Source organism: Haemophilus sp. SZY H53 (assembly GCF_054332375.1).
In genome coordinates, this window is the sequence record NZ_JBTGNV010000008.1 from 1 (window position 1) to 15,523 (window position 15,523).

Below are 15,523 nucleotides of genomic sequence, written 5' to 3' on the forward strand. Positions count from 1 at the left end.
AATACAAAGTGCCAATGCCAAGGCATTGAGAACATTTGGTTAGAATCAGAACCGATTAAGTTGAATAAGGTTGCTGTTCCAATCATACCGATCATAACACCAGCCATAATGCGCCAAGAAGCAATACGGGTGAATACAATTAACGCACCACCGATTAATAACGCAAGCGTTGAAACCTCACCCATTGAACCAGGAATATTACCGATGAATGCATCCATCCAAGTAATTGGTTGACCTGTTACAGTGTGTTGTAATGCGGCTTGACCACCTTGAGACCATTGTGAAAGTGCGGTTGCACCAGAGAAACCATCTGCAGCAGTCCATACTAAGTCACCGGAAATTTGAGCCGGATAAGCAAAGAATAAGAATGCGCGACCAGCAAGCGCAGGGTTCATAAAGTTACGACCTACACCACCGAAGATTTCTTTCGCTACTACGATACCAAAGCTGATACCAAGTGCCGCTTGCCATAATGGCAATGTTGGTGGAACGATTAACGCAAATAAAATGGTTGAAACGAACATCCCTTCATTTACTTCATGACCACGCACCACTGAGAACAATAATTCCCAAATTGTACAAACGGTAAATACCACTAAGTAAATTGGTAAGAAGAAGATCGCCCCTAATGCCATTTTTGAGCCCCAAGTTGCATTATTGGTCAAGTCTAAACCTAATGAACTTGCAAGTGCATAGTGCCAATCATTAGCAATTAATTGATCTAAATTGCCTAATTGATTTAAGGCAGGGATCGCTTGGTTACCCACATTGTACATCCCGTAGAAAATCGCAGGGAACAACGCAAGGAAAACCGTAATCATCATACGTTTTGAGTCTAACGCATCACGAACGTGTGTGTTTTTGTGCGTTACCGTACCCGGTGTATAAAGCAAGGTATAAATCGATTCAAAGATCGGATAAAGCTTGCTGTATTTACCGCCTGGTAAAAACGCGGGTTCCATTTTTTCAAAAAGATTTTTTAAACCCATTTTTAACCTTCCTTCTCAATCTTATCTAATACTTGACGCAAGATTGAACCGTATTCATATTTACCCGGGCAAACGAAAGAACATAACGCTAAGTCTTCTTCATCTAATTCAAGACAACCTAACGCTTGTGCACCATCGGTATCGCCCACGATTAAATCACGTAATAATAATGTCGGTAAAATATCCAACGGCATCACGCGCTCATAGCTACCGATTGGTACCATTGCACGCTCACCACCATTTTCTGCGGTAGTGAAGTTGAATAGTTTTTTACCAAAGTGACCCAATACGGTACGGGTAATCGAATATTTGTTCGATTGTGGTGTGATCCAACCTAAGAACTCTTTCTCATTACCTTCTGCAATCACAGAAACTTGTAATGCATAACGACCTAAATAATCGTGAGCATCTTTTGCAGTTTGACCACAAAGCACAGAACCAGAAATCACACGGTTATTACCGTCTTTCAATTCACCTGCCGTTAACTGAGAAAGGTTAGCACCGATTACTGTACGAACTAAACGAGGCTCTTTCACTTGCGGACCCGCAAGAGAAACAACACGTTCTACATAAAGTTCGCCCGTAGTGAATAATTTACCTACAGCAATCACATCTTGGTAATTGATGTGCCATACGCTTTTATGAACACCAACTGGATCGATAAAGTGAATATGTGTACCCACTAAACCAGCAGGATGAACACCACCAAAATCATGTACTTTTAGATTAGCTAAATCCACGGTTGGAATATTACTATCACCCGATTTACATAGATTTAATGGTTTATTTGGAAATAGACGACTTAATACGGTTAAACCATCAATAAAATCTTGATGATGAGCACTCAACACTACTTCTGGATTGACCGCCAAAGGATTAGTATCCATGGCATTAATAAATAAGGAGGATGGTTCTGCATCCACTGCTGGTACTTTGCTAAATGGACGAGTACGCAATGCTGTCCATAAACCAGAGTCAATAAGATTTTGTTTAACTTGCTCGGAAGAAAGCGTATTGAGTTGATCTGCGTTATATTTGGCAAAAGTAACAGACTCATTACCTTGCACATCAATAACCACAGATTGTAATACACGTTTTTCGCCACGATTAATTGCAGTGATAGTACCACTGGCTGGGGCTGTAAAAACCACACCTGGTTTTTTCTTGTCTTCAAAAAGTACTTGGCCTTTTTTCACGACATCGCCTTCACGTACCTTCATAGAAGGACGCATACCTACATACTCTTCACCAAGAATCGCAACTTGATTCACAGCGTTACCGCTGTGGATTACTTGTGCTGGCTTTCCTGCAATAGGAAGATCCAAGCCTTTTTTGATTGTAATCATACTGTTTGCACTACTTTTCTAGGTTAAAAACACGACTGCAATCAAAGCCTACGCCTTAAAAGCAATCTCACGATTGAGCGTGACAAAAATACTTTTAAAACAAAGCATTATCAACTGCCACATAAATAAAAACTCAAATCTGTTTTAATGTCTCGACAAGTTAAACAACTATTAACTTGCCCAAAATTAAAATTTAAAAGCACACTATTCTAGCGGAAAATAAGGGGTTATTCCACTTTAACCCGCACTTTTTGTAAAATATTTGTGAACTGATTTTCACAATACTCTTTAATTAGGTGGTAATGTTACAGTTAACCAAAAGACCATTCTACATTACCCGATAGTAATTTCCCTATTGACCAATCCCAAGACAATTTGGTGATTTTGGAAATGCTTCACCTTGTTTTTCCCATTCACTTTTTGTATAAAGATGAAGCGCTAATGCGTGAATGCCATTTTTTAAATCATCGGCAAAAAGTTGGTACAGTTTTTGGTGACGTTGCACCTTGCGCATACCTTCAAAAGCATCGCTGACAATTACTAATTTAAAATGAGAATCAGCTCCGCGACCGGAACTGTGCATATGGCTTTCATTTTCCACGGTGGCAAAGTGCGGTTGCAATTCGGCCTGAATTCTCTCTAATAATTCTTGCTGTTTTGACATAAATAAACTCCCTAACTTTTTGCTATACATTCAGCTTTAAGTTTGTAAGAATAACACAAATTAACCTAATTCAATGAGGAAATTATGAAAGTAACAAACAAAATCAAAGCATTATCAACAATGACGTTGGCCGCTGCGACATTATTTTTAGCGGGTTGCCAAGCGCAATCTAATACCTTAACGTTTACCCCTCAATCACCGACTGCATCAATGAATATCAACCAATCAGCAGTGGTAACAGTCAATACTCGCGATTCTCGTCCACAACAAGAAATTGCAACTTATACTAAATCAGGTGAACTGATTAAATTAAACGCCTCACCAAGCGTGACTCAACTTTTCCAACAAGTGATGCAACAAAATTTGGTCAGCAAAGGTTTCCGTATTGGACAAGCGAATAATGCGAATGCTGGCGTGACTGTTGATGTAAAAGAATTCAACACTCAAGTGGAGCAAGGCAATTTACGTTATACCTTGAACAGTAAAATTCAAGCGGTTGTTTATGTACAAGGTCCACGCGGACAATACAACAAAACCTTTAATGCGACCCGTTCACAATCTGGTGCATTTAATGCGAGCAATGATGAAATTCAAAAAGTGTTAGGCGAAACATTCAAAGATATTGTTAATAATATTTATCAAGATCAAGAGGTTACTAACGCAATTAATCAATATACCAATTAATTAAAAGTACCGTGTCCTTTTCAATAATACTTGACGAAAGTGCCTTTCAAGCGTAACATTCGCCCGATTTTTTAACGAGAAGGACACACACTTTGGACAGTCATAGTCGATACCGAATATCGCTTTAGACTCTCGCCTCTTATCAGCGAGAGTTCGCTGGTAATCAACTTACCTTTCTTCGGCATCTTTTATCGAACGAAACCCATTTTTAAAATTTTAAAACATGAAAAATTTGACCGCACTTTTCCCTAGTGCTAATTTCGTTTGATCTTTTTTGTTCACAGTTAGATCTTCATAATCCCAAAAGGAGTATGACCAATGATTAACGCTTTTGCCATTAACGATTCCCGCTTGCTTCGTATTGATGAGGAGCCGTCCGACCTCAGTTCTGCCATTTGGTTGGATTTGCTTGAGCCATCAGGGGAAGAGCGTGAAATGTTGCAAGAAGGCCTAGGCCAAAGTCTCGCCTCATTCCTTGAATTGGAAGATATCGAAGCATCCGCGCGTTTCTTTGAAGACGAAGACGGCTTGCACTTGCACTCATTCTTTTATTGTGAAGACGAAGAAAATTACGCCGACCTCGCAAGCGTGGCGTTTACTATTCGTGATGGGCGCTTATTTACCCTACGTGATCGTGAATTACCCGCATTCCGTTTATATCGTATGCGTTCCCGTAGTCAACGATTATTAGAATGTAATGCGTATGAAGTTTTGCTCGACTTATTTGAAACTAAAATTGAGCAATTAGCGGATGTCATCGAAAACGTTTATGCGGATTTAGAAAAATTAAGCCGTGTAATTCTAAACGGTACACAAGATGAAGCTTTCGATGAAGCCTTAAATACGCTAACCGAACAAGAAGATACCAGTTCTAAAGTGCGTTTGTGTTTGATGGATACACAACGCGCATTGGGTTTTTTGGTGCGTAAAACTCGCTTGCCTCCAAATCAATTGGAACAAGCACGTGAAATCTTACGAGATATCGAATCCTTGCAACCGCACAATGAGTCTTTATTCCAAAAAGTAAACTTTTTAATGCAGGCGGCGATGGGTTATATTAATATCGAGCAGAATAAAATCATGAAATTCTTCTCGATAGTGTCGGTCATGTTCCTACCGGCAACCCTTGTGGCATCCACTTACGGGATGAACTTTGACTTTATGCCAGAGCTACATTTTAAATATGGCTATCTAATGGCTATCGGCTTAATGATTGGTGCGGCAATTACGCCTTATATCTATTTTAAACGGAAAGGTTGGTTATAATGGAAATTTCCCAAACTGCGTTATTTTTAGGATCGATTATCGATCTGTATTGTTTAGTGTTAATTTTACGCGTATGGCTACCATTAGCGAATGTGGATTACTACAATCCTATTTCTCAATTTACACTGAAATTTACCCAACCAGTTATTGCACCATTGCGTAAAGTTTTTCCTGTGGTGAAAAAAGTGGAAACTGCGGCACTGGTTTTAGTCTTCTTGCTTTGCGGACTAAAATCGATTCTCTTTGGCGGATTAAATCTCAGTTTCTTCTTACTATTGGGCATACTAGGGCTGATCAAAAATATCGGTGTAGCTATTTTCTATGTATTAATCGCCGGTGCAATTTTAAGTTGGTTTAATCGTGGCAATAATCCTGCATTCTATGCATTATATCAACTTACCGAACCTTTGTTGAAACCAATTAAACGCATTTTACCCACAGTAGGCGTGATTGATTTTTCACCGATGGTTATCGCCATTGTTCTATTATTTTTGAATAATCTCTTTTACGACTACTTCCAGGTTTTATGGGCAATTGCCGCTTAAAGTGCGGTCAAAAATAACATTATTTTTCGGGCTGGATTTTCCAGCCCGTATTGTAATTGTAAATGTGGTGAGTAAATTTAGTTATGTCAGCAATCGAACAAACGACTGAAGGGCTACGTCTCAAAATCATTTTGCAACCCAAAGCTAGCAAAGATCAAATCGTGGGATTACATGATGATGAACTCAAAATCACGATCACCGCGCCACCTGTTGATGGTCAAGCCAATGCTCACTTGCTGAAATTTTTGAGTAAAGCATTCAAAGTACCCAAAAGCTCGATAGTTCTTGAAAAAGGTGAATTAAACCGACATAAACAAGTTTGGATTCCTTCGCCTAAATTAATTCCATCTGAAATTCAAAATCTCTTATAAAATCAGCAAAAAAATCACCGCACTTTCTACCAATTTTCCCTGTTTTACGCTATCCTATATCACATTTTACAAATCAAAACATGCCGCAAAGTGCGGTCAAAATTTAAGGTGATTTTCTATGCAACAACATTACCGTCCCGATTTGATTGAACCTGCAGTTCAACAATATTGGGCTGAAAATAAAGTCTTCAAAGCAATCAAAGATACGTCTAAAGAAAAATATTACTGCCTTTCTATGTTCCCTTACCCATCTGGTCGTTTACACATGGGTCACGTGCGTAACTACACCATCGGTGATGTGGTTTCACGTTATCAACGTATGAACGGCAAAAACGTATTACAACCGATTGGTTGGGATGCATTCGGTTTGCCGGCTGAAGGTGCCGCAATTAAAAATAAAACTGCACCGGCAAAATGGACTTACGAAAATATCGAATACATGAAAAACCAGCTCAAAATGTTGGGCTTTGGTTATGACTGGGATCGCGAAATTGCGACTTGCCGTCCAGAATACTACAAATGGGAACAATGGTTCTTCACTGAGCTTTACAAAAAAGGCTTAGTGTACAAAAAAAACTCAACCGTAAACTGGTGTCCGAACGATGTAACTGTGTTGGCGAACGAACAAGTGCACGACGGTTGCTGCTGGCGTTGTGATACTCCGGTAGAACAAAAAGAAATCCCACAATGGTTCATTAAAATCACCGACTATGCAGAGCAATTATTAGGTGGATTAGACCAACTGCCACAATGGCCAGATATGGTTAAAACTATGCAACGCAACTGGATCGGCCGTTCTGAAGGGGTGGAGATTACTTTTGATGTAGCGGATACCGCAGAAAAAGTTGCAGTTTATACGACCCGTCCAGATACCTTCTATGGTGTAAGCTATTTAGGTATCGCGGCAGCGCATCCATTAGCCGAATTAGCGGCAGAAAAAAATCCTCAATTAGCCGAATTCATCCGTGAAGCGAAAAATGCCAAAGTGGCCGAAGCAGACCTTGCCACGATGGAGAAAAAAGGGATGGCAACCGGCTTATTCGCCATTCATCCATTAACCGGTGAAAAATTACCGATTTGGGTCGCTAACTTTGTATTAATGCATTATGGTACTGGTGCAGTAATGGCGGTTCCAGCACACGACCAACGTGACTTTGAATTTGCTCAAAAATACGATTTACCAATTAAACAAGTAATCGCACCGCTTGCCGATGAAGAAATTGATTTAACTAAACAAGCTTTCGTTGAGCACGGTAAATTAGTAAACTCTGCTGAGTTTGATGGTTTAGATTTTGATGGCGCATTCAACGGTATCGCGGACAAATTAGAAAAATTAGGCGTGGGTAAACGCCAAGTTAACTATCGTTTACGTGACTGGGGCGTTTCGCGTCAACGTTATTGGGGGGCACCAATTCCAATGCTGACCTTGCCAAACGGTGAAACCGTACCGACACCAATCGAAGATTTACCGATTATTCTACCGGAAGATGTGGTCATGGACGGTGTGAAAAGCCCAATTAAAGCCGATCCAAACTGGGCGAAAACTACCTTCAATGGTGAACCTGCGTTAAAAGAAACGGATACTTTTGACACCTTTATGGAATCATCTTGGTACTACGCACGCTACACCTCGCCAAGCTATGCGAAAGGTATGTTAGATAAAGATGAAGCTAACTACTGGTTACCAGTGGATCAATATATCGGCGGTATTGAGCACGCGACCATGCACTTGCTCTACTTCCGTTTCTTCCACAAATTATTGCGTGATGCAGGTTTCGTCACGAGTGATGAGCCAGCACAAAAATTATTATGCCAAGGCATGGTGTTAGCCGATGCATTCTACTACACTAGCCCGACCAACGAGCGTATTTGGGTAAGCCCAACGCAAGTGACCCTTGAGCGTGATGAAAAAGGTCGTATTATCAAAGCAACCGATCCAGAAGGCCGTGAATTGGTGCATACCGGTATGACCAAAATGTCGAAATCCAAAAACAACGGTATCGACCCACAAGAGATGGTGGAAAAATACGGTGCAGATACCGTTCGTCTCTTCATGATGTTCGCGTCTCCTGCAGAAATGACACTTGAATGGCAAGAATCTGGCGTAGAAGGTGCAAAACGTTTCTTAGGTCGTGTATGGAATTTAGTGTATGAATATAGCCAAAATCCTGCAAAAACCGCTTTAGATGTGACCGCACTTTCTGCAGACCAAAAAGCACTTCGCCGTGATGTCCATAAAACAATCGCGAAAGTGAGTGATGACATTGGTCGCCGTCAAACCTTCAATACCGCTATCGCGGCAGTAATGGAGTTAATGAATAAATTAACTCGTGCGCCATTAGAAAGCGAACAAGATCGTGCGGTTATGGCAGAAGCATTAAGCGCAGTCGTGCGTATGCTTTATCCTATCACACCACATATCTGCTTTGAGTTATGGAAAGCTTTAGGCAACGAAAGCAACATTGACCATGCAGAATGGGTGAAAGCTGATGAAGCGGCGATGGTAGAAGATGAAAAACTTATCGTGGTGCAAGTCAACGGTAAAGTACGCGGTAAAGTGACTGTTGCAGCTGATGCGGATGAAGAAACCGTGAAAACTGTTGCATTTGCAGATGAAAATGTGAAGAAATTTACTGACAATACACAAATCGTGAAAGTGATTTATGTACCAGGTAAATTGTTAAATGTGGTGGTTAAACCGCAATAATCCATAAAATAACCGCATTTTATTCTAAGCGTTGTATAAACGGCTCTTAAACAAAATAAAGTGCGGTGAATTTTACAGGTAATTTTTATGATGAAATCAATCAAAACGATCTGCTTAGTTGGGGCAACAGCCTTTTTAACTGCTTGTGGTTGGCACTTCGATAATGGTGCGGCAGTTCCTGCAGAATTAAAAACAATGGCCCTTGAAAGCAGCGACCCATACAGTGAAATGTCTATGGCAATGCGTAAGCAACTGCTTAGCAACAACGTAAACCTTGTTCCTGCAAAACAAGGTGTGCCAGTATTGCGTTTAAATAAACAGACTTCAAGCGATAAAGTGGCTTCAGTCTTTAAACAAGGCCGTGAAGCAGAAAAAGTATTGACCCTTGATGTTGAGGCTAGCGTGCGTTTAGCAAATGGGGAAACCTATCCAATCTCTGCAAAAATCAACCGCACTTTCTTTGATAACTCACGTGCTGCATTAGCAAAATCAGCTGAACGCGATGTAATTTGGAATGATATGCGTGAACAAGCGGCTCGCCAATTACTTAATAAAATGGCTGCCTTGCAACATCAAGTTCAAGGAAAATAATGAACCGCATTTTTCCTGAGCAACTGGCCTCTAACCTGAACAGCCATTTAGCGAAAGTCTATTTTTTGGTTGGGACAGATCCCCTGTTGCTCAGTGAAAGTGAAGATCTCATTCATCAAGCTGCCCTTCTTCAAGGTTTTGATGAAAAAAATCAAATCACCATAGATACTAATACTGACTGGTCTGCATTAATTGAGGCCAGCCAATCTATGGGGCTCTTCTTTAATAAGCAAATTTTCATTCTCAATTTACCCGAAAATTTGACCACACTTTTGCAGAAAAACCTTCAACAATTTATCAGTGGATTAAATGAAGATAGCTTACTTGTCCTCACCTTGCCTAAATTGTCTAAAGCAGCCGAAAAACAAGAGTGGTTTATTCAGGCAAATCAACTAGATCCGCAAGCTGTTATTGTTAACTGCCAAACACCGAATTCAGAACAACTTTCTCGTTGGGTGAAGCATCGTACAAAAAACATGGGATTATCAGCTGATGAGGAAGCCATTCAACTACTTTGTTACAGCTATGAAAATAATCTACTGGCATTGAAACAAGCGTTACAGATTTTAGATTTGCTTTATCCTGATCACAAACTCACGTATAACCGCGTTAAATCAGTCGTAGAGCAATCTTCTGTCTTTACCCCTTTCCAATGGATTGATGCTTTGTTATCAGGCAAGGCAAATCGCTCAAAGCGAATTTTGCGAGGTTTACAAGCTGAAGATCTGCAACCTGTCATTTTATTGCGTACTTTGCAGCGTGAACTGCTCACCTTGTTAGAATTAACAAAACCACAGCAGCGTAATCCCTCTCTTAACACGAGTTTGCCTACACAGACACTCAAAGCGGATTTTGACCGTCTCAAAATTTGGCAGAATCGTCGTCACCTTTATATGGCAGCGATACAGCGACTCACCTATCAAAAGCTCTTTGAAATATTGCAAGAGTTGGCAGATATTGAGCGCACAGCCAAGCAAGAATATAGTCAAGACGTGTGGGTAAAATTGACTGACTTATCGGTTAAATTTTGCTTATAAAAAAATCTCGGCGTTAACCGAGATTTTTTATTATTGCGCAATTTTTAAATCTTGATACAGATAATTTCGATAGCTATTCACTAAATCCATATCTGCTGCATCTTCGAGCTTACCTTGGCTTAACTGACGCATAGCGATATTCGCCCGCATAAAGTCATCTTTCGGTGATAAAGCTGCCACATCAAGTAATACGCCACCAACAAAGGCTAAATCTAAGAAATCTTGTTGTTGAACAAAGTCAGTCTTACGATTAGTTCGAACTACAAATTGAGTCACATAATCTGGATTCGCAAAGTTACCTTTTTTCGGTGGAAGCTGATTATCAAAAGCAACCTGATGATCACCAAAATAACCGAATACATAAGGTGTTTCACGTGATTTTAAATAATCATTTAGACCTTCGATCGCCTCATTAAGGCTATCAATACGATCAATATAATCGTTCAAGCAAGAAATCGCTTTTCCCCCTAAACGCTTACTCGCCAAATTAAAATGGTTTGGCATATTCGTGTTGTAAGGGCCGTGCTCTTTCATCGTGAGCACATAAACAAACATGGGCTGTTGTACATTTTCCAATGATGGATGCTGTTTCTGCAAAATCAGTTTGGTGTAATACATCATCTCTTCGCTTGTAATATGCCAGAGATTTTTGCTGATTGATGCGGGATAGCCTAAATCTTGTGGTTGCAACATCAAATCAAAACCAAAGTGGTCATAAGCAGGTTTTGCGTTGTAGTTACCTTTCGTAAAAGGCGATAACGCTACGCAAAAATAGCCTTGCTCACGGAGATTTTTAATAAAACCCGTCTGTAAGTGTGGCACAACAGAATAAAACACCCCACTTGCTAAAGCACCAAAATCGGTTGAAGGCACCCCTGCAAGGAAAGCAAATTCAGATTTCCACGTTGCACCGCCCACCGTATGTACACGCAATGGACTCATAAATACGGTATCTTCCTGCTTATTAAACATTGAAAATGGTGGGATGGTTTCTGCATCAAAATCAAATTGATGAGGATTCAAGGTTGATTCTTGTAAACAAACCACAATGTCGGACTTTTCTGCACTTTCAGTTTTACTCTCAGCCTTTTCATTTAAAAGTGCGGTCATTTTTTCTTTAAATTTTTGGCTATTACCTTCAAATTCTGGCACTTTAAAAAATACGCCACGACAAGACATAGGCAGGTTTAAGAACACATCTCGACCATCATCCGGCAATGAGTCTAACCAGACTTTTGTCGCATCTGGATCTTTAGAATAATGCCATATTAAACCAAAACTCGTTGCTGCAAGTATTGCTGCAAATACGCGAAATCCAGTTGAGGCATTTTCTACATCTGACCAGCCAAAGACGGCATAACCCAATAGACCTAATAGCCCAAATACACCGAAAATCGCCCCTTTATAATGTAAAAGGGTTTCCCAATTTCGCCAGTCTGTCACAAGCCAAAAATCTGAAATGAGTAAAGGTTGTTTGTAGTAATGAATTTTCATTCGATGGAATAGCATCAACACCACAAAAAGCACGGATGCAAAATTCAATCCGCGTTGCCATTGACCGGTTATTGCAAACATTGAGCTAAACAATAAAACGAATAATGCAATCGCAAAAAAATATGTCCAACGATAGTGCGAATTGACGATAAAAATCACCGTCGCAATAAAAAATAAACTCAGAAAAATACTTGGAATCATAATAAATAAATTTGATTAAATGTTATTTGACACTTTCAGCCACTAAACGCTGAATCAGCTTTAAATTGGCTGGCGGGAATTGTCCTGCATCAAGCTCACGTTGTTCAAGCCAAAAACCTTCCTGGCCTTCTCGTCCAAAAGGCTCGCCGATCCATTCAGTGACCAAATAAAAACTAAAATCTAAAATTTTGGTTGGATATTCAAATTGAAAACGTTCGTACAGTTCAGCATTTAAAATATGAATGCCAATCTCTTCTTCCAATTCTCTTTTTAAGGCTTCTTCAGGGGTTTCACCTGCATCAACTTTACCGCCTGGAAATTCTAATGCCTGTGCAAAATCTTGCCCTTCTAAACGCTGGGTCAAATATAGCTGCCCAAATTCATTACGAATAATCCCTGCCGCAACTTGAATGATAGGCTTACTCATCGTTTTTCCTTATCTCAAAAGTAGAAAGAGCGGTTATTTTTAGCGGTGTTTTAAAACACGCAAAAATTTAACCGCTCTTTTCCTTAACTAAGCATATCGGGCTTTACTGCCGTGACAATGCTTGTATTTTTTACCTGATCCACAAGGACAAGGTTCATTACGTCCAATATGGCGATCTGAATAGTCCTCGCTTTGAGCTTGCTCTGTGTTTTCACCTACAGGATGATGCATTTGAGCTTCACGCTCAGCCATTGCTTGACGTGCTCGCTCTGCCTCTTCTATCTCTTCCTGCGTACGAACTTTCACACGAGTAAGTGTCATAATCACATGATGTTTTAAAGAATCTAACATTTCAGTAAACATACGGAAAGATTCTTTTTTGTACTCTTGTTTTGGATCTTTTTGCGCATAACCACGTAAATGGATACCTTGACGTAAATAATCCATTGCAGCCAAGTGCTCTTTCCAAAGCTCATCAAGGGTTTGTAACATCACGCCTTTTTCGAAATGACGCATGGTTTCTTCACCCGCAAGCGCTTCTTTCGCTTTGTATTCATCTTCCGCTTCTTGAATAATGCGCTCACGCAAGTTTTCTTCGTGAAGATTATTATTTTCTTCTAACCAATGTTCAATTGGTAACTCAAGGCCAAACTCTTGCGCTAAACGCTCTTCTAAACCTTTAATATCCCATTGTTCTTCTAACGATTGTGGTGGAATATATTGGTCAATCACATCATTAAATACATCGCTGCGGATTGCTTTAATAGTCTCTGAAATATCATCATTATCGAGCAAGTAATTACGTTGTTCGTAAATCGCATGACGTTGGTCGTTCGCCACATCATCATATTCAAGCAAGTTTTTACGACCGTCAAAGTGGAAGGCTTCTACTTTTGCTTGCGCTGATGCAATCACTTTAGCAAGCAGTTTAGATTCCATCGCTTCGCCTGGTTGAGTGAAGGCTTTACGCATCATATTTAATTTACCTTCATTCAGATAAATACGCATTAAGCCATCTTCTAAAGAAAGGTAGAAACGTGAAGAACCTGGGTCACCTTGACGACCAGAACGACCACGTAACTGGTTATCAATACGACGTGATTCGTGACGTTCTGTCCCGATAATATGTAAACCACCGGCTTGCATCACGATCTCATGATTTTTCTCCCACTCAGCTTTAAGTGCCTCGATTTGCTCTGGGGTTGGGTTATCCAATTTTGCCGCTTTTGCTTTCCAGTTACCACCCAGGATAATATCGGTACCACGACCGGCCATATTGGTTGCAATGGTTACTGCACCTGGCGCCCCTGCTTCAGCAACGATTTCCGCTTCTTGTGCGTGGAATTTTGCATTCAACACATTGTGTTTGATACCCGCTTTATCTAACGCTTGAGAAAGCATTTCAGATTTTTCAACAGACACTGTACCCACTAAAACTGGTTGATTGCGAGCAACGCAGTCTTTGATATCCTCAATAATTGCATTGAATTTGTATTCTTCATTCTCAAACATGACGTCCGTACGGTCATCACGAATCATTGGACGATTTGTTGGAATGACGACAGTTTCTAAACCATAAATTTGTTGAAATTCAAAGGCTTCGGTATCTGCTGTACCTGTCATACCCGCTAATTTGTCATAAAGACGGAAGTAGTTTTGGTAAGAAATAGAGGCAACCGTTTGGTTTTCGCTCTTAATCTCTACCCCTTCTTTCGCTTCGATCGCTTGGTGTAAACCATCAGACCAACGACGACCCGCCATAGTACGACCAGTGTGTTCATCGACGATTACGATCTCGCCATCTTTCACGATATAGTCTACATCGCGCTCAAATAAGGTGTTTGCACGTAATGCCGCCATAACGTGGTGTAACAATACAATACGCGCAGGTGAATAAAGGGAATCACCTTCTGGCATTAAACCTTGTGCGATTAACCACTCTTCTACTTTTTCTTGACCGCGCTCAGTCAAATACGCCTGTTTGGTTTTAAGATCTAAGGTGTAATCGCCTTCACCGGTATATTCTTCCGTATCTTCTTTTTCTTGCTTAATTAAATTCGGAATTAATTTATTTACCGCAATATAAAGCTCAGAACTGTCTTCCGCTTGACCTGAAATAATCAACGGCGTACGTGCTTCATCGATTAAGATAGAGTCCACCTCATCCACTAAGGCATAGCCTAAATGACGTTGGAAACGCTCTTCTTTAGAATGCGCTAAGTTATCACGAAGGTAATCAAAACCTAATTCGCTGTTTGTCGCATATGTAATATCTGCCGCATAAGCTTCACGTTTTGCTTCAGGCGGTAAGCCTGGGATATTCACGCCAACAGTCATACCTAAGAATTCAAATAATGGACGGTTGGTATCCGCGTCACGACGAGCTAAGTAATCATTCACTGTCACAACATGTACGCCTTTACCTTCTAACGCCATCAAATAACAAGGCAAGGTTGCAGTTAAGGTTTTACCTTCACCCGTACGCATCTCAGCGATACAACGGTTTGTTAACACCATACCACCGATTAATTGCACATCGAAATGACGCATACCGAGTACACGTTTACCCGCTTCACGCACGGTAGCAAACGCTTCAGGTAAAAGTTGTTGTAAGGTTTCACCGTTAGCTAAACGGCTACGGAACTCGTCAGTTTTTGCTCTTAATTCATCATCACTTAATGCTTCAAAAGCCGGCTCCATTTTGTTGATTTTCGCAACTTGTTTTCTTAATCTGCGTAAAATACGTTCGTTACGGCTGCCAAAAATTTTTGTTAAAAAACTCATAATTTCTCTTTCAAATAAAAAATAAAAAGGATCATCCGATTAAAAAATCGGTTCGTTCAAAGATAAAAGAAAATTAAATGATGGCTGGGCCGGCACGAATAGGGGCAAAAACAGGGAATTCTGCCGCAATAAAGTGCGGTTGAATTTTTTCGTGTTTTTGATTGGAATGGGTTTTGTGATTTGTTGGCTGAGGTTGAACCTGCAATGCTTGACGAATTTCACGCACCGCAATCAATATATGTTGTTCAGATGATGTTTGGTAATTTTCACCGCTCATATTTGATGAAGGCTGAGCCTCCAGTCCCTGAGCAACAGGTAAAGCAAAAATCGCAATCATGCTTAACAGCAACTGCGACCAGAAATTTGTTTTACCTTTGTTTGATTTCATCATCTTATTGTCTCTGACAAAATTTGTGT

At 40.3% G+C, this 15,523-nt stretch carries 14 protein-coding genes; 7 read left to right on the forward strand and 7 right to left on the reverse strand.

Translation table 11 applies throughout. The features are described from left to right. From nqrB to ACXVWB_RS08125, 3 genes are all read right to left on the reverse strand, one after another. The coding region (gene nqrB / locus ACXVWB_RS08115) for an NADH:ubiquinone reductase (Na(+)-transporting) subunit B (protein ID WP_289902237.1) at positions 1–989 on the reverse strand (989 nt) is incomplete at its 3' end. A gap of 2 nt (positions 990–991) precedes the next feature. Then, positions 992–2,335, reverse strand: a complete 1,344-nt coding sequence (locus ACXVWB_RS08120) for a Na(+)-translocating NADH-quinone reductase subunit A (protein ID WP_289902236.1) — start codon at positions 2,333–2,335, stop codon at positions 992–994. Between the two features lie 352 nt (positions 2,336–2,687). After that, the gene (locus tag ACXVWB_RS08125) at positions 2,688–2,999 is read right to left on the reverse strand and encodes a BolA family protein (protein ID WP_049358018.1); all 312 of its coding nucleotides are present in this window, start codon (positions 2,997–2,999) and stop codon (positions 2,688–2,690) included. Between the two features lie 84 nt (positions 3,000–3,083). On the opposite strand from ACXVWB_RS08125, the gene ACXVWB_RS08130 reads away from it, so the two are divergent. The 7 genes from ACXVWB_RS08130 to holA all read left to right on the forward strand — a co-directional run bounded on the left by ACXVWB_RS08130 (position 3,084) and on the right by holA (position 10,200). Beyond that, positions 3,084–3,683, forward strand: a complete 600-nt coding sequence (locus ACXVWB_RS08130; RefSeq protein ID WP_289902235.1) for a YajG family lipoprotein — start codon at positions 3,084–3,086, stop codon at positions 3,681–3,683. 318 nt (positions 3,684–4,001) lie between these two features. Further along, positions 4,002–4,949, forward strand: a complete 948-nt coding sequence (gene corA / locus ACXVWB_RS08135; RefSeq protein ID WP_289902234.1) for a magnesium/cobalt transporter CorA — start codon at positions 4,002–4,004, stop codon at positions 4,947–4,949. Then, complete coding sequence (locus ACXVWB_RS08140; protein ID WP_128786904.1) at positions 4,949–5,494, forward strand: YggT family protein; 546 nt, start codon at positions 4,949–4,951, stop codon at positions 5,492–5,494. Before corA ends, ACXVWB_RS08140 begins: the two co-directional genes overlap by 1 nt. An 83-nt stretch (positions 5,495–5,577) precedes the next feature. Continuing rightward, a complete protein-coding gene (yggU, locus tag ACXVWB_RS08145; protein WP_128786903.1) occupies positions 5,578–5,865 on the forward strand; it encodes a DUF167 family protein YggU in 288 nt (95 codons plus the stop codon). 118 nt (positions 5,866–5,983) lie between these two features. Then, the gene (gene leuS / locus ACXVWB_RS08150; protein WP_289902233.1) at positions 5,984–8,572 is read left to right on the forward strand and encodes a leucine--tRNA ligase; all 2,589 of its coding nucleotides are present in this window, start codon (positions 5,984–5,986) and stop codon (positions 8,570–8,572) included. 87 nt (positions 8,573–8,659) lie between these two features. Further along, positions 8,660–9,163, forward strand: a complete 504-nt coding sequence (locus tag ACXVWB_RS08155; RefSeq protein ID WP_289902232.1) for an LPS-assembly lipoprotein LptE — start codon at positions 8,660–8,662, stop codon at positions 9,161–9,163. Beyond that, a complete protein-coding gene (gene holA / locus ACXVWB_RS08160; protein WP_297569401.1) occupies positions 9,163–10,200 on the forward strand; it encodes a DNA polymerase III subunit delta in 1,038 nt (345 codons plus the stop codon). The genes ACXVWB_RS08155 and holA overlap by 1 nt, the downstream gene beginning before the upstream one ends. Positions 10,201–10,230: 30 nt before the next feature. Here holA and ACXVWB_RS08165 read toward each other — a convergent pair whose 3' ends face one another. From ACXVWB_RS08165 to secM, 4 genes are all read right to left on the reverse strand, one after another. Continuing rightward, positions 10,231–11,895: a sulfatase-like hydrolase/transferase gene (locus tag ACXVWB_RS08165; protein WP_289902230.1), complete on the reverse strand. Its 1,665-nt coding sequence runs from the start codon at positions 11,893–11,895 to the stop codon at positions 10,231–10,233. A gap of 22 nt (positions 11,896–11,917) precedes the next feature. Continuing rightward, positions 11,918–12,322: an 8-oxo-dGTP diphosphatase MutT gene (gene mutT, locus ACXVWB_RS08170; RefSeq protein WP_065244539.1), complete on the reverse strand. Its 405-nt coding sequence runs from the start codon at positions 12,320–12,322 to the stop codon at positions 11,918–11,920. A gap of 87 nt (positions 12,323–12,409) precedes the next feature. Beyond that, the gene (secA, locus tag ACXVWB_RS08175; protein ID WP_289902229.1) at positions 12,410–15,106 is read right to left on the reverse strand and encodes a preprotein translocase subunit SecA; all 2,697 of its coding nucleotides are present in this window, start codon (positions 15,104–15,106) and stop codon (positions 12,410–12,412) included. Between the two features lie 73 nt (positions 15,107–15,179). Beyond that, positions 15,180–15,497, reverse strand: a complete 318-nt coding sequence (gene secM, locus ACXVWB_RS08180; RefSeq protein ID WP_289902228.1) for a secA translation cis-regulator SecM — start codon at positions 15,495–15,497, stop codon at positions 15,180–15,182. Between the last annotated feature and the right edge of the window lie 26 nt (positions 15,498–15,523).